The organism is uncultured Bacteroides sp., from assembly GCF_958445495.1.
Taxonomy (GTDB): Bacteria; Bacteroidota; Bacteroidia; order Bacteroidales; family Bacteroidaceae; genus Bacteroides.
The window spans coordinates 1-20,420 of sequence record NZ_CAUCSQ010000056.1 but is presented as its reverse complement, the minus strand read 5'-3'; the positions used below and the strand labels follow the sequence as shown (position 1 = coordinate 20,420).

13 protein-coding genes are annotated in these 20,420 nt (G+C 40.6%); 10 read left to right on the top strand and 3 right to left on the bottom strand.

Going from position 1 to position 20,420, the window contains the following annotated elements:
- The first annotated feature begins 10 nt into the window (after window positions 1-10).
- The 10 genes from Q5076_RS15175 (at window position 11) to Q5076_RS15130 (ending at window position 13,484) form a co-directional block, all read left to right on the top strand.
- On the top strand, window positions 11-976 hold the full coding sequence (locus Q5076_RS15175) for a glycosyltransferase (RefSeq protein ID WP_303014451.1): 966 nt from the start codon (window positions 11-13) through the stop codon (window positions 974-976).
- Complete coding sequence (locus Q5076_RS15170; RefSeq protein WP_303014450.1) at window positions 973-2,424, top strand: lipopolysaccharide biosynthesis protein; 1,452 nt, start codon at window positions 973-975, stop codon at window positions 2,422-2,424. Before Q5076_RS15175 ends, Q5076_RS15170 begins: the two co-directional genes overlap by 4 nt.
- Window positions 2,425-2,426: 2 nt before the next feature.
- On the top strand, window positions 2,427-3,338 hold the full coding sequence (locus Q5076_RS15165) for an SP_1767 family glycosyltransferase (protein WP_303014449.1): 912 nt from the start codon (window positions 2,427-2,429) through the stop codon (window positions 3,336-3,338).
- Between the two features lie 179 nt (window positions 3,339-3,517).
- Window positions 3,518-4,639: a glycosyltransferase family 1 protein gene (locus Q5076_RS15160; protein ID WP_303014448.1), complete on the top strand. Its 1,122-nt coding sequence runs from the start codon at window positions 3,518-3,520 to the stop codon at window positions 4,637-4,639.
- 39 nt (window positions 4,640-4,678) lie between these two features.
- Entirely contained in the window at window positions 4,679-5,845 is a 1,167-nt protein-coding gene (locus Q5076_RS15155) for a glycosyltransferase family 4 protein (protein ID WP_303014447.1), read from the top strand.
- A 3-nt stretch (window positions 5,846-5,848) separates the two neighbouring features.
- On the top strand, window positions 5,849-6,703 hold the full coding sequence (locus Q5076_RS15150; RefSeq protein ID WP_303014446.1) for a glycosyltransferase family 2 protein: 855 nt from the start codon (window positions 5,849-5,851) through the stop codon (window positions 6,701-6,703).
- Between the two features lie 83 nt (window positions 6,704-6,786).
- On the top strand, window positions 6,787-8,268 hold the full coding sequence (locus Q5076_RS15145; protein ID WP_303014445.1) for a hypothetical protein: 1,482 nt from the start codon (window positions 6,787-6,789) through the stop codon (window positions 8,266-8,268).
- Between the two features lie 74 nt (window positions 8,269-8,342).
- Window positions 8,343-9,557: a glycosyltransferase family 2 protein gene (locus tag Q5076_RS15140; protein WP_303014443.1), complete on the top strand. Its 1,215-nt coding sequence runs from the start codon at window positions 8,343-8,345 to the stop codon at window positions 9,555-9,557.
- 92 nt (window positions 9,558-9,649) lie between these two features.
- Window positions 9,650-12,337, top strand: coding sequence for a PAS domain-containing hybrid sensor histidine kinase/response regulator (locus Q5076_RS15135; RefSeq protein WP_303014442.1), 2,688 nt, complete (start codon window positions 9,650-9,652; stop codon window positions 12,335-12,337).
- Between the two features lie 46 nt (window positions 12,338-12,383).
- Window positions 12,384-13,484 carry an endonuclease/exonuclease/phosphatase family protein gene (locus Q5076_RS15130; RefSeq protein ID WP_303014441.1) on the top strand — a complete coding sequence of 367 codons (1,101 nt, stop codon included), beginning with the start codon at window positions 12,384-12,386 and terminating at the stop codon, window positions 13,482-13,484.
- Between the two features lie 169 nt (window positions 13,485-13,653).
- On the opposite strand, the gene Q5076_RS15125 is transcribed toward Q5076_RS15130, so the two are convergent.
- The 3 genes from Q5076_RS15125 to ettA form a co-directional block, all read right to left on the bottom strand.
- Window positions 13,654-15,582, bottom strand: a complete 1,929-nt coding sequence (locus Q5076_RS15125) for a choice-of-anchor J domain-containing protein (RefSeq protein ID WP_303014440.1) — start codon at window positions 15,580-15,582, stop codon at window positions 13,654-13,656.
- Window positions 15,583-15,603: 21 nt separating this feature from the next.
- Window positions 15,604-18,345, bottom strand: a complete 2,742-nt coding sequence (locus tag Q5076_RS15120; protein ID WP_303014439.1) for a TonB-dependent receptor — start codon at window positions 18,343-18,345, stop codon at window positions 15,604-15,606.
- A 218-nt stretch (window positions 18,346-18,563) separates the two neighbouring features.
- A complete protein-coding gene (gene ettA / locus Q5076_RS15115) occupies window positions 18,564-20,252 on the bottom strand; it encodes an energy-dependent translational throttle protein EttA (protein ID WP_303014438.1) in 1,689 nt (562 codons plus the stop codon).
- Between the last annotated feature and the right edge of the window lie 168 nt (window positions 20,253-20,420).

Genomic DNA, 20,420 nt, shown 5'->3' with positions numbered 1-20,420 from the left:
AACCAAACGTATGGAAAATAATAGAATAAAAGTCAGCATTATCATTCCTGTTTACAATACTGGAAAGTATGTCCGCGAAGCGGTAGAAAGCGTTATGCGCCAGAGTTTAAAAGAACTGGAAATAATCGTTATAAATGACGGCTCGACAGATGAAAGCCTGAAAATCCTAAAAGAAATAAGTGTTACGGACAGCCGTGTACAAATATACACGCAAATAAACCGGGGATTATCCCAAGCACGCAATGCCGGCATCTCCCATGCTCACGGCGAATATGTCTATTTTATGGACAGCGACGACTTGCTAGAAGAAGATGCAATGGAATTGTGCTATCACAAATGCGAAGAGGAGGAGCTTGATTTTGTATTTTTCGATGCGCAATGTTTCCGTGACGGCAACGTACGGAATGCTCCTGCGCTGAATTACAAACGGACGGACAAACTGGAAAATAAAGTCTATACCGGCATTGAAGCGCTTGAGCTTCAACTAAAGAAGAGAATATATACTCCTTCCGTTTGTCTCAATTTTATCCGCAGACTTTTTCTGGAAGAAATCCAGTTGCAATTCTACCCCGGTATCATACACGAGGACCAGTTATTCACGACCCTGCTTTATCTGCAAGCCGGAAAAACCGCTTGCATTAAACGGGCATTCTTCCAACGGCGTATCAGAGAGAATTCGATTATGACACGCAAATTTGCTTACCGGAACATGGAGGGATACTTTATTGTTACACAGAAGATTCTCGATTTCAGAAAACAAACCGCCAGACATAGGACTAAAGCGATTATCGACCTATATCTGTCACAAATGCTCAATGCCGCCGTATGGCAGGCGCATTCACTAAAAATATCGGAACGATTCAGGATTACATGGTTGTGTCTTGTCAAATATGGAAAATATGTTTCGGCAAGGACAATCGGCATATTATTGTTCAAATCCTTGCTTACTAATCATCAAAACGACAATCAACAATGACAAACAATATCAAAAAACAGCTATTCTCCGGAATATTTTACACGGCGCTGGCAAAATACAGTGGCATTATCATCTCTCTCGTCGTCGCGGGCGTACTGGCCCGCCTGTTATCACCGAAGGACTTCGGAATAGTAGCTATCGCCACTATCATTATCGCATTCTTCAACTTGTTTACTGATATGGGAGTATCACCTGCAATCGTGCAGCACAAGTCTTTGACACGAAAAGAACTGTCGGATATCTTTTCCTTCACCGTATGGGCAGGTATCGGCATCAGCGCTCTGTTTTTCGCTGCCTCGTGGCTGATTGCCGACTATTATGAAAGCAGCATCCTGAGGACGCTGTGCCAGTTGCTTTCCGTCAATCTCTTTTTTGCTTCCGCCACCATTGTGCCGGGAGCGATGTTCTACCGGAACAAAGAATTTAAATTTATCGCTCTCCGCAGCTTCATCATTCAGATTTCGGCAGGTACGGCCGCCATAACCGCCGCATTATGCGGCGCCGGCCTGTATGCACTGATTATCAACCCGATTATATCCAGCATTCTTATATTTATTATTTCCTACCAGCGTTATCCGCAACGTTTGCATTTTACCTGGGGACTGCCGGCACTCCGGAAGATAATCTCTTATTCCGCTTATCAATTCTTGTTTAATGTCATCAATTATTTCAGCCGCAATTTAGATAAATTACTCATCGGCAAATACATGGGCATGTCTGATTTAGGATATTATGAGAAATCCTACAGGCTGATGATGCTTCCTCTGCAAAATATCACTCAAGTAATTACTCCGGTAATGCATCCTGTCTTTAGCGATTTTCAGGATGACAAAGATAAATTGGCAACCTCTTACGAGCGCATCGTGCGTTTTCTCTCTTTTATCGGATTGCCGCTCAGCGTACTACTTTTCTTTACCGCGGAAGAGGTGACGTTGATTATTTTCGGAGACCAATGGTTACCGTCCGTTCCGGTATTTCGAATACTGGCACTTTCAGTCGGTATTCAAATCATTCTTTCTTCGTCAGGCTCTATCTTCCAGGCAGCCGGTGACACGCGAAGCCTATTCATATGCGGACTGTTCTCGTCCGTACTTAATATAACGGGAATATTGCTGGGAATATTCTATTTCGGTACGCTGACAGCCATAGCCGGCTGTATCGTCATAACATTCACCGTCAATTTCGCACAATGCTACTGGCAAATGTACCGTGTCACTTTTCAACGAAACATCCGAACATTTGTACATCAGCTTATCTCTCCGCTGATAGTGAGTTGCCTGATAACTTTACTCCTTATTCCATTGCACTATATATTGGAAGGGAGGGATATTTTTATAACAGTTACCGTTAAAAGTTTCATTAGTTTTATTATCTTTGGCATCTATATACAAATGACTCATGAATATGACATCATCAGAAAATTGCAGTCATTCAGAAAAAATCCATAACTATGAATATACGGAACGTCCTCATAACATTGCATTATAAATTGAGATACGGTAGTACTGTAGAATGGTACAATTTCTGGTATATAGCATTACGGAAAAAAAGAAAAGTCATACCGCAAGTAGCGTCTATAGATGAAACAATACGCAAAATCATTGATGACCGCTGTTCTGTCAGCCGATTTGGAGACGGTGAGATTCTGCTCACCAGTCCGGATAAAGAAATCCGTTTTCAAAAAGGCGGCCCGCTGCTGGCAAAACGACTGAACGAGGTATTGAGAAGCCAAGAGAAAGGCCATATTGTCTGTATCTCCGACGTGTTCTGCGATTTATATCGATATAACCGCAAGAGCCGACGTTTCTGGCGAACCCATCTTTACTTGTATGGTCCCTGGTGGGACCGTCTGTTAACGGCAGACCGGAAATATTATAATACATTTGTCACTCGTCCTTATATGGATTTTGCCCGTAAGGAGGATTCTGCACGATGGTTTCAGGAAATGAAGAATATCTGGATGAATCGGGATATCGTTTTTATCGAAGGGGAGAAAAGCCGTCTCGGAGTAGGCAATGACCTTTTCGACAATGCGAAAAGCATCCGCCGCATTCTCTGTCCGTCCCGCAATGCATTTGAACGCATGGAGGATATCAAACGGGAAGCCTGCAAGCTGGAAAAAGAAGTTCTGTTCCTGATTGCACTCGGTCCGGCAGCAACCGTATTATCCTATGACTTATTCAAGGCCGGTTATCAAGCTGTTGATATCGGACATGTGGATGTGGAATACGAATGGTGGCGAATGGGAGCGCGCAAGAAAGTTAAATTGAAACGAAAATATGTGAATGAAACCGCCATAGGAAATGAAGTGGCAGATGCCGGCGAAGAATACCGAAAACAGATTATCGCTCAGATAAATTGAGAAAAGGAATCAATAATAAAGGAAACAACAGAATAGGTACAGTATCAGAATAAATTCATACGTTATATATCCTGTTATGTAACGCCTGCCAGAAATATTCTCCTCTTTGAAAATGAAGATTTTTTGAAGGATGCATGAAAACGGCAGATTTAAATAAAGTAATAATAGACAGATAAAGAATGAAAGCCCTTTTCCTTATATTCCACGGCTTCGACAAAGCCAACGGGATTAGTAAGAAAATACATTACCAGGTGAAAGCCCTCAAAGAATGCGGGGTGGATGTCCGCCTGTGCCATTATGACGTCACTCCATACGGAGGACGACGCTGGATGGTGGACGACGAGGTTATAGCCGATTTCGGTACGGGGTTTGCCGCAAAAATATGGAAACGGGTTTATTATTCCCCGATTATCGAGTATGTCCGCCGCGAGAGTATCAATTTGGTTTATATCCGTTCTTTCCACAATGCCAGTCCTTTTACCCTCCGGTTAGTCAGGTCTTTAAAACGTATCGGGGCAAAGGTCGTAATGGAGATTCCGACCTATCCTTATGACCAGGAGTATATCACACGTAAAATGAAACTCCACCTTGCCATCGACCGTTGTTTTCGCCGTCAATTGGCTAGAACGCTTAATGGTATCGTTACATTTTCCAATGCAAAAGAGATTTTTGGCGGACATACCATACGGATTTCCAACGGTATAGATTTTGAAGCTGTCCCAATGAAACGGTATTGCAACGATATTTCAAAAGAACTGCATTTAATCGGTGTAGCGGAAGTGCACTATTGGCACGGTTTCGACCGTCTTGTACACGGATTGGCTATGTATTACCAGACTCATCCGGAATATAAAGTATATTTCCATATCGTAGGACCATTGTCCGGCGAACGCGAACGTGAGGAAATCTTACCTGTTATCCGCGAAAATCATTTAGAACCTTACATTCTTCTACACGGTCCTTTACACGGCAAGGAACTGGATGCCCAATTTGAACAGGCGGATTTCGCCATCGGCAGCCTGGGGCGCCACCGTTCCGGGATTACTTTCATCAAAACTTTGAAAAACCGTGAATATGCCGCCCGGGGAATCGCCTTTACATACTCGGAAACAGATGAAGACTTCGACCGAATGCCGTATGTATGGAAAATTCCCCCGGATGAATCTCCGGTTGATATCCAAGGATTAATCAATTTCAGGCAGTCCTTGAAAATGTCTTCTTCCGAGATACGTAACTCTGTCCGCTTTTTATCGTGGAAGGCACAAATGCGGAAAGTGCTCGACTCGGTCGGGATAACCTGAAAAAACAAACAACTATCGACAAACAATATTCTGATAAATATGAAAATAGCTTATTGCATTCCCTCGCTCTATTATCCCAGCGGTATGGAACGGGTATTGACACTAAAAGCAAACTATTTCGCAAAAGTGTTCGGCTACGAAATACATATCATTCTGACGGACGGAAAAGACCGAAAGCCGTATTATGAATTACATTCTTCTATCATCCTTCATCAACTCGACATAGATTATGACGAATTGAATGATATGCCTTTTCACCGGCGACTGTTCAAATACATCGGAAAACAGAGGTTATTCAAGAAGAAGCTCAATGAATGTTTGCACCGGATTCATCCGGACATCACTATTTCCCTGCTCCGCCGGGATATCAATTTTATCAATAGTATGACAGACGGCAGTGTGAAATTAGGAGAAATCCATTTTAATAAATCCAATTACCGGGATTTCAGCAACAACCGCCTACCTGCATTCATACGTACCATTGTCAGTAATTATTGGAGAAAACAATTATACGGGCAACTCCGCCAATTAAAAAGCTTTATCGTATTGAGCCATGAGGACGCCCGTGAATGGACAGAACTGAATAATGTAAAAGTGATTCACAATCCATTACCGTTTTTTCCTGAACGAACATCTGACGGTAGCCTCAAACAAGTCATAGCCGTAGGGCGTTATGTTCCGCAAAAGGGATTTGACCGTCTGATTTCCGCTTGGCATCTTGTTGCGCAACATCATCCGGACTGGACACTCCGTATTTATGGTGACGGCATGCGGGAGCAGCTACAACGGCAGATTGACTCATTAGGAATCACTTCAAGTTGTATATTGGAACCGACCGTACAAAATATAGCGGACAAATATTGTGAAAGTTCGATATTTGTCCTTTCTTCCCGTTTCGAAGGTTTCGGAATGGTGATTATCGAAGCAATGGCATGTGGGGTACCTCCTGTTTCATTCACTTGCCCTTGCGGGCCGAGAGATATCATCAATGACGGTAAAGACGGGTTATTGGTAGAGGACGGGAATATTGAAGAACTGGCGGAAAAAATCTCATATCTGATAGAGAATGAAAAGACCCGGAAAGAGATGGGCAGACAGGCACGCATCAATGTACGACGTTTCCGGATAGAAAACATAGCGGAACAATGGAGGCAATTGTTTGAAAGCCTTGTCCCGGCTACAGTCAATGAACAAAACATCCAATAACTTATGAAATGGTATTCTAAATATTTACAGGTTTATGAAAAGCCTTTTGAGGAAGCTCCGCAATCTGTCATAGAAGAAGTACGCGGTAAACTTGCTAAGCTACAGAGTGACAAACCGCTTGTCACCGTAGCGCTTATCGGCTACAATGAAGAAAAACACTTGCTTGCCTGCCTTTGGTCGTTGAGCGATATGAAATGTAAATATCCCATGGAAATCATCGGCGTAGACAACGACTCGAAAGACCGTACGGCCGAAGTCTATAATGCATGTGGTGTGCCTTGCTATACGGAGACGCGGCACAGTTGCGGCTTCGCACGTCTCTGCGGGTTAAGCCATGCCAGAGGCAAATACCATATCAACATAGATTCCGACACGATGTATCCGCCCAAATATGTGGAAACAATGGTAGACGCACTTGAGAAAAAAGAGGTAGTGGCAGTCAGCTCGCTTTGGAGTTATATTCCGGACAAGCACCATTCGTGGCTGGGATTGAAGTTCTATGAAACTGCCCGTGACATCTATTTATGGCTCCAATCTTTTAAACGTCCGGAACTCAGCGTACGGGGGCTTGTATTCGCCTATCGGACAGATTATGCACAAAAAACAGGGATTCGTACGGATATTATCCGCGGAGAAGACGGATATCTGGCCTTACAGTTGAAAAGATACGGAAAAATAGTTTTTATTCGAAAACGGTGTGCACGGGCAATAACAGGATACGGAACGGTAAGTGCCGACGGTTCGTTGTTTAACAGTTTTAAAGTACGTGTAATCAACCGGTTAAAAAATATCGGAGGACTTTTCACTCAGAAGAAAGAATATGAGGACGAAGAAAATAATCTGATAAAAAACAAGTAAGCATAGTCATGCCAGGAAAATAAGGAACAATCGTAGTAAATAATTTAAAAGGAAAACATTATCGAGAAAGAAAACATAAATCTATGAGCAAAAAATTAAATATCAGTACTGTTTTATTCTTAACTGTCAGTCTGGCAATGTCCAGTTGTATCCGCAAACTGAACTTATATCAGGGTCAGGAAGATAATAATTATGGCAACAGGCAGGATATCATCTGCAAAACAGATTTTATATATGATTTCGGCAATGAGACAACGAATAAAGAAATTGAAATAACAATCCATGTAAAACCTGAAAAACAAGCAGAATATTTATATGCCGAAATCCCGCCATTGAAATATAACAAAGAATGGTTGTTTATGATGATGCAGGACGACTGCCCGCATTCGGCTTTCTCTTACACATGGGCAGCTATTCACGGCAAACCTTTATCCTACACTTATTTTTATGACTTGGCACATCTCCAGAACGGAGACTTACCGCCTGATACTTATTCTTTAGGAAAGACCTTAGCCTCTACAGACGGGACAGGACGGGAAGTACGTTTCTCTTTCGGTGTCACAGTAGCGGCAGAATGGGACTTTATGAATGCCACAACCTGCATACAAAAAGGATATACGAAAGATTATTACCGTTTTTATAAAAAATCGGGATTGTTATGGGGTGACCTACAGGAAATGCTAAACTATGGAGTAGGCATAGCTTTCCATGACTTGAACGTAGAGAAAGAGGAAAGAACGCCTGAAAAACTCATGGAACATTTCCCTATCGCCCAAAATATCATCTATAACAAACTAAATAATCGTAATTGCAAAATGCTTGCGGAACCGAATAATGAAAAAGCATATATTGAAGCTGCCATGCAATACCCGCCTATCAGGACCATGACCGCACAAAGTGGAGCTGTAAAATTATATCCGTTCATAGAAAAGGAGGATTTGGAAAAGGTTATACTTGAAAGGGCTTTTTATAGTCCACCTGAAAATAGCGGACTAACTGAACAAGATATGATAAAAGCTGCCATTCTCGAAGAATTGGCACTCCCTAAAGAGGAAAGGGCAGCCATCTCCGTAGGAGTGCACAGCACAGATACCAAATGGATAGACCTTCTGGAATGGCTTAATGATACTTATGGAAAAGACGGCGATGATTCCATGTGGTTTACCAGCCAAGAGGAATACTATGAATATTATTATTATCGCCAGCACAGCAAACCGACTATCAGCCAAACAGCTCCTCATATGTGGAAATTGACGATGGACTTGAACGGCGAGAATAATTTTTATTATCCTTCGGTTACAGTTAATATACAAGGAATTTCCCTGTCTGACATCGAATATATAGAAACAAATGAGGATATAACCGGATTCAGTTATGGCGATTACGACAATAAACTCATGCTAAATATTGATTGCCGGACATCTCTAACGGAACATGCGGAGAATTTCGTAGAACGATATGAAGCGGACCAGGCAAGTATTTCCGCTAAGACAGATGCTTATTACTTTGTAAATATGTTGAAAGAATCGGAGAAGAAAAATGAATTGCTCAGACGAATCGAATAAGATTTGTTCAGAAAGAAATAGTTGTATAATACGATATTATAATATATTTCACTAATTTTGCCACAATAAAAACTATGAATGAAATTCTTATTTCCTGCTTCGAAATCATTTTCTGGTTTGCCCTGTTTATTGTGTTCTATACATATCTGGGTTATGGAATCATACTCTATATTCTCGTAAAACTGAAAGAACTTTTTATAAAGCCTGTAAAGTATTCATTATCTGTACCGGATAACGACTTGCCGGAAGTCACATTGTTTATCACTGCTTTTAATGAAAAAGAGGTGGTAGACAAGAAAATGGAAAATAGCCTTGAATTAGACTATCCCGTAGATAAACTACGTATTATATGGGTGACGGATGGAAGTGATGACGGTACAAATGAACGTCTGGAGACCCGTTGGAAAGAAAAGGCGACAGTGTTTTTCCACCCGCTCCGACAAGGGAAGACTGCTGCCATGACACGGGGCATGAGGTTCGTTGAAACTCCATTGGTAGTATTTACCGATGCCAATACAATGGTGAACCGGGAAGCGATTCGAGAGATTGTACTCGCTTTTCAAAATCCGAAAGTGGGATGTGTGGCAGGAGAAAAACGGATTGCCATGCAACTGAAAGACGAAGCTGCTACCGGAGGGGAAGGGATTTATTGGAAATACGAATCTACTTTGAAAGCGCTTGATGCACGGTTATACTCGGCCGTAGGAGCAGCAGGAGAACTGTTTGCCATACGGAGAGAGTTATTTGAACCTATGGAACCGGATACTTTGCTTGATGATTTTGTACTTTCTTTGAGAATTACAATGAAGGGGTATGTCATCGCCTATTGTACCAACGCTTACGCCATCGAGAACGGCTCGGCTAATATGTATGAAGAAGAAAAAAGAAAGGTGCGGATTGCCGCCGGAGGACTTCAAGCTATCCGCAGGCTCCATCCGTTACTAAATCCTTTCCGTTACGGGATATTGAGTTTCCAATATGTATCACACCGGGTACTGAGATGGTCTGTCACGCCATTTTTGCTATTCGCGCTTCTTCCCCTGAATGTCATTATCCTGGCATTGGGTGAAGCTCCTGTGTTTTACGGTATTTTGCTCGGTTTACAACTTCTTTTTTACGGAACGGGATATTGGGGATATTACCTGTCTACCAAACGAATTAAAAACAAATTTCTCTTCATTCCCTACTATTTTCTTTTTATGAATATAAATGTATTAAAAGGAATCCGGTATTTAAGAAAGAAAAAAGGAAACGGAACATGGGAAAAAGCAAAACGGGCAGAAAAATAAAAAAGAACCATATCGGGAAATAAAAACAGATAATCAAATCTTTTCTTATCTTTGTCAAAATGCAATAATCTTAATCATCTAATCGAATAAACATGAACAGAACATTACACAATGCCGACAATGCACAGAGGATACTGAAACTGACTGCTGACACGATGTTGCTAATTGACAAAAAAGGTATGTGCATAGATATTGATTCTCACAGCGATTTATGGTTCCTGCAGGAAGAAGTGCTTCTAGGGAAAAATATATTCGAACTTCTGCCGGAATACACACGGGAAAAAGTGATTCCTGTTTTTCAATCTGTACTCAAGAAACAAAAAAGCGTCAGCAAGAATTTTAAACTGATACTGAAAGAAGATACTTTTTACTTTAAATGTATCATGTTTCCTTATGATGGGATGGTCCTTTGCCAATATCGGGATATCACCCGCAGAAGCAACGTAAAACGCCAACTGGAACAGGCCAACCGTACATTGCGCGAAATCCAGAAAGTAGCGCAAATAGGTCAATGGATTTATAATAGTCATGAAAATGTGTTTCACTATCTGGGATATACCGGAGTGTTATGTGAAGAAGCCGTACAGCATATTTCTTTTGAAAAATACCTGGAATACATCTTCAAGGAAGACCGGCAAACTTTTATCAATTGGCACTGTAACAATATCAAAGAATCGAATACGGAAAGTATCAGTTACCGTGTCCGAGTGAACGGAGCGATATATTATATGCGTATCCAGGCATATTTGCGTGAGGAACTGCCGGACGGCAGTTTAAGCATCGAAGGGTATATCCAAAATATCACCGATATCCAACACCGGAGAAATGACATCAGTACATTGACGCACGCAATAAATAATGCAAGAGAAAGTATTTTCGCCGCTAAGGAAGACGGTACGCTCATTTTCGCCAACCGCCGTTTCCTAAATAACCACGGAATCAGCGAAAGTGCGGATATCAGCAAGTTAAAGGTCTACGATTTTACTGCAGATATGCCCACAAAGGAAGCTTGGAACGAACGCTGCAAGGCTATCATACATGGCAGGAATAATTATTTCATAGCTCACCGCCCTTCAAGAATCAATGAAAATATCCTGGCGTATGAGGGAACAATGTACAACGTTATCAATGATTCCGGTGAAGAAAGTTACTGGTCGTTTGCCCACGACATTTCCGAACGAATCCGATATGAGGCTCAAATCAAACGCCTCAATCTTATTATGGATACCACTATCAATCATCTGCCTGCCGGTATCGTTGTAAAAGAGATAAACAATGATTTCAGATATCTGTATCGAAATCGCGAATCATATAATCGGGACCTTTGTATCGGCGATTCTATCGGTAAAAATGACTTCGATTATTATCCTCCCATAGTAGCGGAAAAGAAAAGGCAAGAGGATATTCTGGTCGCTACCACTGGAAAAGGATTGCATTGGACTGTTGAAGGCAGAGACAAAAACGGGAATCCGATTATCCTCGACAAACGAAAAATACGAGTGGACGGTGACGAATTATCTTCTCCCATCATCGTCAGCATCGAATGGGATATTACAGAACTGGAAACCATCAAGCGAGAACTTCAATCGTCAAAAGAGAAAGCTGAAATGTCCGACAAACTGAAATCGGCTTTCCTCGCTAACATGAGCCACGAAATACGTACTCCCCTAAATGCTATTGTCGGTTTCTCACATCTCATTGCCGAGAGTGATGATGCGGAAGAACGGAAAACATATTATGACATTGTTGAAGCCAACAACGAGCGCCTTCTGAACCTTATCAATGAGATTCTCGACCTTTCGAAAATTGAATCCGGCGTTATCGAATTTACAATAGGACTTACCAATCTTCATAATTTATGCAAAGAAATATACGATGCCCATATCTTCCGGGCTCCTCAAGGAGTCAGTCTCATTTACGAACCTTCGGATGAAAATCTGGCAATTGCAACAGACAAGAACCGCGTGTTCCAGGTAATGTCAAATCTGATAAATAATGCGTTCAAGTTTACAAAAGAAGGAAGTATCCGCTACGGATATAAGTTGATTGATAACCAGGTTGTTTTTCATGTAACGGATACGGGTACAGGCATTGAACCTGAAAAAGTAGGACGTGTATTCGAACGTTTTGCCAAATTGAATAACTATGCGCCAGGTACAGGATTGGGACTGTCTATATGTAAGTCAATCGTTGAAAGGCTGGGTGGAAAGATTTCTGTCAGTTCAGAATTTGGCGCTGGTACCACATTCTATTTCACGCTACCCGGAAATATGCCATCTTCTAAAGAAATAACGCAAGAAAACGAAAATTGCATTCTGCTACCTCACAAAACGACACAGAAATCTTCCCCAATCCTCCAGCCGTCAAAAGAAACAGGACGAGAACAAGGTCAAAAGAAACAGGCTTGTATATTAATAGCCGAGGATACGGACAGTAACTATGACTTGCTTTATGCCATTCTCGGTAAAAATTATCAGATAATCCGAGCTCATGACGGTATGGAAGCTGTCTCCATGTATGATGAGATGAAACCGGCTCTTATCTTAATGGATATCAAAATGCCTAATCTGGACGGATTGGAGGCAACGAAAATCATCCGTGAATTGTCCGCCACTGTTCCTATCATCGCTCAAAGCGCATATGCCTATCAACAAGACCAGAAGGCTGCAAAAGAAGCAGGATGTAATGATTTTATATCCAAACCTATCGTACAGGCCAAATTAAAAGAAATAATCGAAAAATGGCTGTCACCGTCAAAAGAAAACGGGATACAAGAATAATACAAAATGCATGTATAATAAGATGATTCTAATATAATAGAAAAAGATGAAAGCCTTTTACAGACTGTTTTATTACATTTCCATATTGTTGACTTGTGCGTTAGCAGGCATTACATTAACAGGTATTTTCAGCGGCACCACTTCACCGGACGATTCCCAACTCATTCCTTTTATAGGTTTGGGATTACCGGCACTTTTGTCGGTAAATCTCATTTTTGCTGTTTATTGGATAATTCGCTGGCGATACTGGGCTTTTATTCCTCTGATTGCGATACTCGGAAATTGGAATTATCTGGAATGTATCTTTCAGTTTCCTCTTTTTCATTCGGCTTCCGAGCCCAAGGTTCAAATCAATGCATATACCCCCAGACTATTGACCGTATTCACCTACAATGTCAATCATTTCAACAATGAGCAGACCGGTCATTCATATAAACAAATCGCTTCTCAAATAAGAAACCTGAAAGTTGACATTATTTGTTTTCAAGAATTCGGCATTAATAATGAGCTTACAGTCGATAGTCTCCGTACTGTTTTTTCAGAATGGCCTTTCTATTATGTTCCTTCTTCTCCCGATGGGCGACATCTTTTACAACTTGCTGTTTTCAGCCGCTATCCCATTAAAGAAAAATGTCTGATTACCTATCCCGGCTCCAATAATTGCAGTCTTTGGTGTGACATTGAGGTAAGTAACCGCACAATCCGTTTATTTAATAACCATCTGCAAACGACAGAAGTAAACCGCAATAAACAGAAACTTAAAAAAGAGATTCAAAGAGAGGTTACTCAAAGAACTGAACGTGCCGCCCTTACCCTTATCAAAGGTTTATATGACAATTTTCGAAAACGTGCCATACAAGCCAACCTTATCAATCAATTGGTATCTTCTTCTCCCCACCCTACCCTTGTGTGCGGGGATTTCAATTCTTTACCTTCTTCCTATATATACCATACCATAAAAGGGGGCAAACTGCTGGATGGCTTTCAAACTTGCGGACACGGGTATATGTACACTTTCAAATACTTCAAGCGTTTATTGAGAATTGATTATATTCTTCATTCTTCCGAATTTAAAGGCATAGATTATTTCTCTCCCAATTGGAAATACAGCGACCATAATCCGGTAATCATGAGAACAAAACTATAGAAGTGAAAATAAAATCTAAGAAAAAAGCAGCCCATACCGTATAAAATCCACAAAAAACAAAAGAGTAAAGAGACCGCCCAAAGAAAGAAACTCTATCATTCAAATGATATATCTTCAATTCTATACAGGCAGTCTCTTTACATCTTATAATACCCAAATGACTTCTCTATTATTCAAGAGGTTGGAAGGAATCCGGGACATACTCAAATTTACCTTTACCTACCACCTTATATGCAATAGTATGCGTACATTTCGTTATCGAACTACCTTCATAAATTCCAAAATTTATAATATAATTAAGCTCTGCACCGCTTGGCAAAAGGTCTGCATCAGGATGCAATTTTTCCAATGCCGGAATAAACGCTTCCGGTAGACGTTTATTCATTAAAGCTTTTAATTCTTCATCAGACAACGAACCGTACGCTTGCTCTCCAGCCAGGCATGAGCTTCTCCATGAAGAGATATTGAAACTTATATTATTTTGGTATGATGAAGCTCCATAATAGAACTCTGCATTCGTATAGCCTGTCTGATAATAATCTTCACCTTTCGTAGGGTCATTAGCCACATAATCAACAATCGCTTGATAGTACTCCGCTACATCAGGTTGGTTTCTACCCGGTTTCAATTCAATCGTAACATCTGGACTGTATTTCCATTCTCCTTTCGAACGTTTGAATTGATTGGTTACTACATTACTTGTTCTACTCCAGACATTACCTTCTCCACATTTATATTCTCCTACCTGAATATCCGTTGTAGAACCGTCGTAATATTTATATGCAACACATTTCAAATCATCTTTCTGCGCATACGGATAAGTCAACGCCATATAAGTAGGCAGATATGTATCCGGTTTTGCGGAAGAACTGAAGTTGTCATATTTCAAACCCATACGCACAAAATCCGATTGACTCAACACACTGATGTCCGTACCGGAATATGCTTCCCAGGTTTCTCCATTGTATTCATAAAGAGAATTGACAACGGAATAGGTATTTTTCCCCGGAGTTTTAACAGCCACATTATCAATGCGAATTGTAGAGGTTGCACCAGTAGTACCATTTCCCGTATAGTGGAATGCAATACGAATTGTTTTACCGGCATAAGAAGACAAATCTACATTACCTGCATTCTCAAAATCACCGCTACCTGATGTAGAGGTGGGAATCTGAAACTGAGAAGTCAAATCATCCGGAGTTGCAGCAGCTAAAGTTTCGGCTGTCACTTCATCCAAATCCGTATAAACCAACACCGATACTTTACCGCCCGTAGCTACATAATTAGCATACAATGCATCAAACGTAAACAACATGTTTTCTTTAATATTTATTTTCTGGGAAACCAAATATGCATCCAGCTCTCCTTCATGTCTATAAGCGGAAATATTGGCATATAAATTCGCTCCAAACAGATATCCCTGCCACTTATTGTTCCCCTTTATAGTAATGTTGCTCCACTTGGTACTTTCGATATCTGTTTTATGCGACGTACCTTCGAAGTCCTCTTCAAAAGCATAGGTTATAGCAACCGGCTCGCGATCTGACACATTATATGACGCATAAATATAAGTACCTGCTTCTGCACCAGAAATAGCTCCGGCCAAAATACCCGGTAAATAATCCGAAGCAGGCTTGGACGGCGAAAATATATTAATATCTTTTTCCCAAACTTGTTTATAATCGGCATCTGTCAAAGTGTATAATTTCCCCTTACTGAACTTTATCACCGCTTCAGACAAACTGGCATCTCCTCCTTCTTCATTACAAGTAATTTTTACTACAGACTTATCATCCGCAGTGTACCACTTAGCCGCAATAAATGCAGGAAGATATTCAATAGAGGTTATCGTCGAAGTAAAAGTCAGAGTAGTTTTCAATGCTGCCAGCTCTTCTTCATGCCCTCTTTCCGCTGCCAAGGCTTTATTGGTTTCATTAGAAGCAACCGCCGCATAGTCTTCATCAGTCAACGTATATTCGATTTTCTTCACATCAGTCGGTCTACTAATCTCATCCAAGCCATCGAAGTACTTATCATTGTAATCACATCCTGCCAGCAATATCAATACTGTCAATGAAATAAACAGATTTTTCTTCATCGTCTTCCAATTAATTAAATATTAAAAATTAAGTTTAAGTCTGACACTAAATGTACGACCGAATCCATAGAATACATAAGATGTCTTCCAATCATGATTTCCACCGTCCGTAGCATCCGTAATATATTCCTGATTAAATACATTCTCTACGTTTCCGGAAACACTTGCGTCAATCTTACCTATTTCGAAACGATAATTAGCATTCAAGTCAAATGTACTGGCCGTCGGAATGCGCCAAGGAGTAGAATAGTTTTTCACTCCGTTAAGAGCTATATCACTGGCATTAAATGACCAGTCGGCATAATTACGTGCATATAAATTCCAGTCTATTCCGACACGGAGCTGTTTGTTTATCTTAAAAATAGTACCTAAAGCAGCAGTTGTCTGTGCAGAACCTCCCACTTTTACATCTTTCAGATTAACGGTCATAGAGGCATGGTCTTCCGCCTGAATACCTGAGGCATGGACAATTTCCACATTACCTTCCGCATTCTTTCCATATTTCGCAACCGGCTGTCCGGAGGAATCATAGAAATATCCTTTAGCATTACTAGCCCATCTCCAGTTTCCAATCGAAAGCATGCCTGTAACATCCAACCAATAAAGGGGTTTAGCTACAAAATCCAATTCAACTCCCTGATGAATAGCATCTACACCACTCATATTCAACCCCATACGGTCAACGAATTTATCGTTATCCAAAACCTCAATGCCTTTAGTCATCGTCTTATCCATCCATTTTGTATGATAGATATTCAAATTAGCAGTGAAAAACTTAGAACGGAAACCATAACCTAGTTCCACAGAAAAGATTTTCTCATTCACAGCATCCGGGTTAGTCATATTACTTGTTGTAGACTGTAAAAACGCACCGCCTGAAAAGAAAGGAGCACGACTGATAAATCCGATATTACCAAATACATTATGATGTTCTCCTAAATTATAGTTTAAACCGCCTTTTGCCGTCCAACCTATAAAATTTACAGTTTTTGACTTTGCATGGGCTTTATCATAATAAAAACGGTCATAACGCCAATTGCCCGTATTAGAAATTGAGCCGGCAACAAACACATTTAAATCACCTTTATTATATTCTGCTTGGGCAAATGCACCTTCTGAAACGACAAAGCCGTCATAATCACGATAAACGACATCTCCGACTTTTAGTTTTTGATTCACAAAATCCGGATTGGCCGCAGCTATATTGTTATCTGCCAATACATTCTTTCTGGAAGATGAATCTACATAATAATCACCTCCATAAAGGTCGACCAGTTCATTAGTATGTGTTCCCTTATAATAACGTACATCAACACCACCATAAAAATCAAAATTCTCTCCAAATTTAGTGGTATAGGTAGAAAGCAAGCCATACCAGTTATGGTCATTCTTAGACTTGGACATTGCCATCACCGAACCATTTTCACTCGCTTCATTCAAATCATAAATCTCGTCATAAGCAAAAGTACCATCCGCTTTACGGAATTTTGTATTCAAAGTACCATAAGAAGAACCGTACCATGCATTTCTGTCATCGGACGTTAGCCCTTGTCCGGAATATCCATATCCACGTCCCAATGAAACATAAAGCGCCGTACTCAAACTCGATTTTTCATCGATTTGCCATAAATGATTCAAAGATAACTGAGGTTTATTGTACTGATTGTATGAAGAGGTCTTACGTTCTCCGTTACGACCGAAACCATAAGTCGGATTATATTTATACGGACTATCCCCATTCATGTAGTTTTTAGCTAATGACTGCCAACTGTCAATAAACAGCCCATCATTGTTATTACGTTGATTATGCCATTGGGGTGCTGCAAACGCAGTAAAAGACAACTGGTGATTATCGTTGAAACGTTTCGCTATATTCACAAACCAATTATAACCTTCAAATTCCGTTCCTTGAATATAGCCGTCTCCCCAAGTCTTACCTCCCAAGACAGACATCGCCCAACCTGATTTACTCAAACCTGTAGAAACAGTAAAAAGAATTTTATTATACCCGTCATTTCCCATCGCATAAGAAATAGAACCACCCTTTTGTGCATCAATCGTTTTGGTTACTATATTGATAGAACCACCAACGGATGGAGCAGAAACTTTAGCAGCTCCCAAACCTCTCTGGGTTTGCATCGAACGTGTTACATCTGACAATCCGGCCCAATTCGACCAGTAAACGCCACCCCACTCCATATCATTCATGGGTACGCCATTTATCATCACAGCAATGTTTTCAGTCTTAAAACCACGCATATTAATTTTGGAATCACCATATCCGCCACCTTGTTTAGTGGCATATACTCCCGGAGTAGATTTTAAGATTTCCGGAAATTCTTGTGTGCCCAATTTCTCTTCAATAAAAACCGGGTCAATAGTTGAGACAGCCACAGGGGTCTTACGGGCTATAGCCACTGAGGAAGTAATGGTTACGTCATTCAACGCGATAGCATCCGGAGTCAATTTCAATATTCCCAAGTCAACGACACCTTCACGGGTTATCTTCTTCCGTAAATCTTTATAACCAAGATACTTTATAATCAAAGTTACATTCTTAGCTACTTTCAAAGTAAAGTTACCGTCTACATCAGTCACACTGCCCTGGGAAACTCCCTCCACAGTTACGGTAGCGCCGATTAATGGTTCATCCGTATCTACGTCTACTACCTGTCCTTTCACTGTTGTCTGGGCAATAGTCGTAACGGCAATACTTAACATTAAAATAATTGTTAGCAGGAAACGAATTAAATGTTCTCTCATAAATCTGCTCGTTTGTTAATTGATTTTATTAAATATAAGTTTATTTGCAGAACAAAGATAATTAATATTATTTAGACTTACATTACATTCATACTACAAAATTTTAAGAGAGATAAACATTTTATTGCGTTAGAAAACAAAAAAAGCCCTGCAAAAGATGCAGGGCCTTTCAATTTCATTCATAAATATTTTATAAACTTTCAATTTATAATAAAATCCTAATCACTCATCAACTTTCTGTAACGAACACGTTTCGGTTCCTCATTCCCTAAACGTTTCAGTTTATTTTCTTCATATTCCGAATAGGAACCTTCGAAGTAAAATACATTAGAGTCTCCTTCGAAAGCCAAAATATGTGTGCAAATACGATCAAGGAACCACCGGTCATGGGAAATGACAACCGCGCAACCTGCAAAATCTTCCAAACCCTCCTCTAAAGCACGTAATGTATTTACGTCGATATCATTGGTAGGCTCATCAAGCAGCAATACATTTCCTTCCTCTTTTAAAGCCATCGCCAAATGCAAACGGTTCCTTTCACCACCGGAAAGCACGCCGCAAAGCTTTTCCTGATCAGCTCCGGAAAAGTTAAAACGGGACAAATAAGCACGGGCATTAACGTCACGTCCCCCCATACGAATCAAATCATTACCACCGGAGATTACCTGATAAACGCTTTTGTTCGGATCGATATCCTTATGCTGTTGATCCACATACGCAACTTTTACAGTCTCTCCTACCTCAAATTCACCTTTATCTACAGTTTCCAATCCCATGATTAAACGGAAAAGCGTAGTCTTTCCCGCACCATTCGGACCGATAACACCGACAATACCATTCGGAGGAAGCATAAAATTCAAGTCGTCGAACAAGAGTTTGTCACCATAAGCTTTAGCTACATGTTTAGCTTCAATAACTTTATTCCCCAACCGAGGACCATTCGGAATAAAGATTTCCAGCTTTTCTTCTTTCTCTTTCACGTCCTCATTCAACAACTTATCATAAGAATTCAGACGGGCTTTACCTTTCGCTTGACGGGCTTTTGGAGCCATGCGAACCCATTCCAATTCCCGTTCTAATGTCTTACGACGTTTACTAGCTGTCTTTTCCTCCATCTCCATCCGTTTCGTCTTTTGTTCCAACCAGGAAGAGTAATTTCCTTTCCACGGAATACCTTCACCACGGTCCAGCTCCAGAATCCAACCTGCAACATGGTCAAGGAAATAACGGTCGTGCGTTACTGCAATCACTGTTCCTTCGTACTGTTGAAGATGTTGTTCCAACCAGTCGATAGACTCTGCGTCCAAATGATTGGTAGGCTCATCCAACAACAGCACATCCGGTTTCTGCAATAACAAACGACAAAGTGCCACCCGACGACGTTCACCTCCGGAAAGATTGGCTACCGGTTGGTCCTCTGGCGGACAACGAAGTGCATCCATCGCACGTTCCAGTTTGCTATCCAGATTCCATGCATCTGTTGCATCAATAATATCTTGCAATTCACCCTGGCGAGTAAAAAGAGCATCCATTTTATCTTGGTCCTCATAATATTCGGGTAAAGCAAACTTCTGGTTAATATCCTCATATTCCGTCAGTGCATCAACAATAGGTTGTACACCTTCCATCACCACTTCTTTTACAGTTTTTGTATCATCAAGATAAGGTTCCTGGGCCAAATATCCCACAGAATATCCCGGAGAAAATACGACCTCCCCTTGATAAGATTTTTCTAAACCCGCAATAATCTTCATTAATGTTGACTTACCGGAACCATTAAGTCCGATAATACCGATTTTCGCCCCATAAAAGAATGATAAATAAATGTTTTTCAGTACATTTTTATTGGGTGTAAAAGCTTTGCTCACCCCCACCATTGAGAAGATAATTTTTTTATCGTCAGCCATATATTGATAATGTATATTGTTGATAATGGTACAAAGATAAGAAAAATGTTTGAAATCCTTTGGAGTTCTAAAAAAATGTTCTACCTTTGCACCCGCATTTCGAAAGAAAAACAAAAAGGATTGATTCGCTAGCTCAGCAGGTAGAGCACAACACTTTTAATGTTGGGG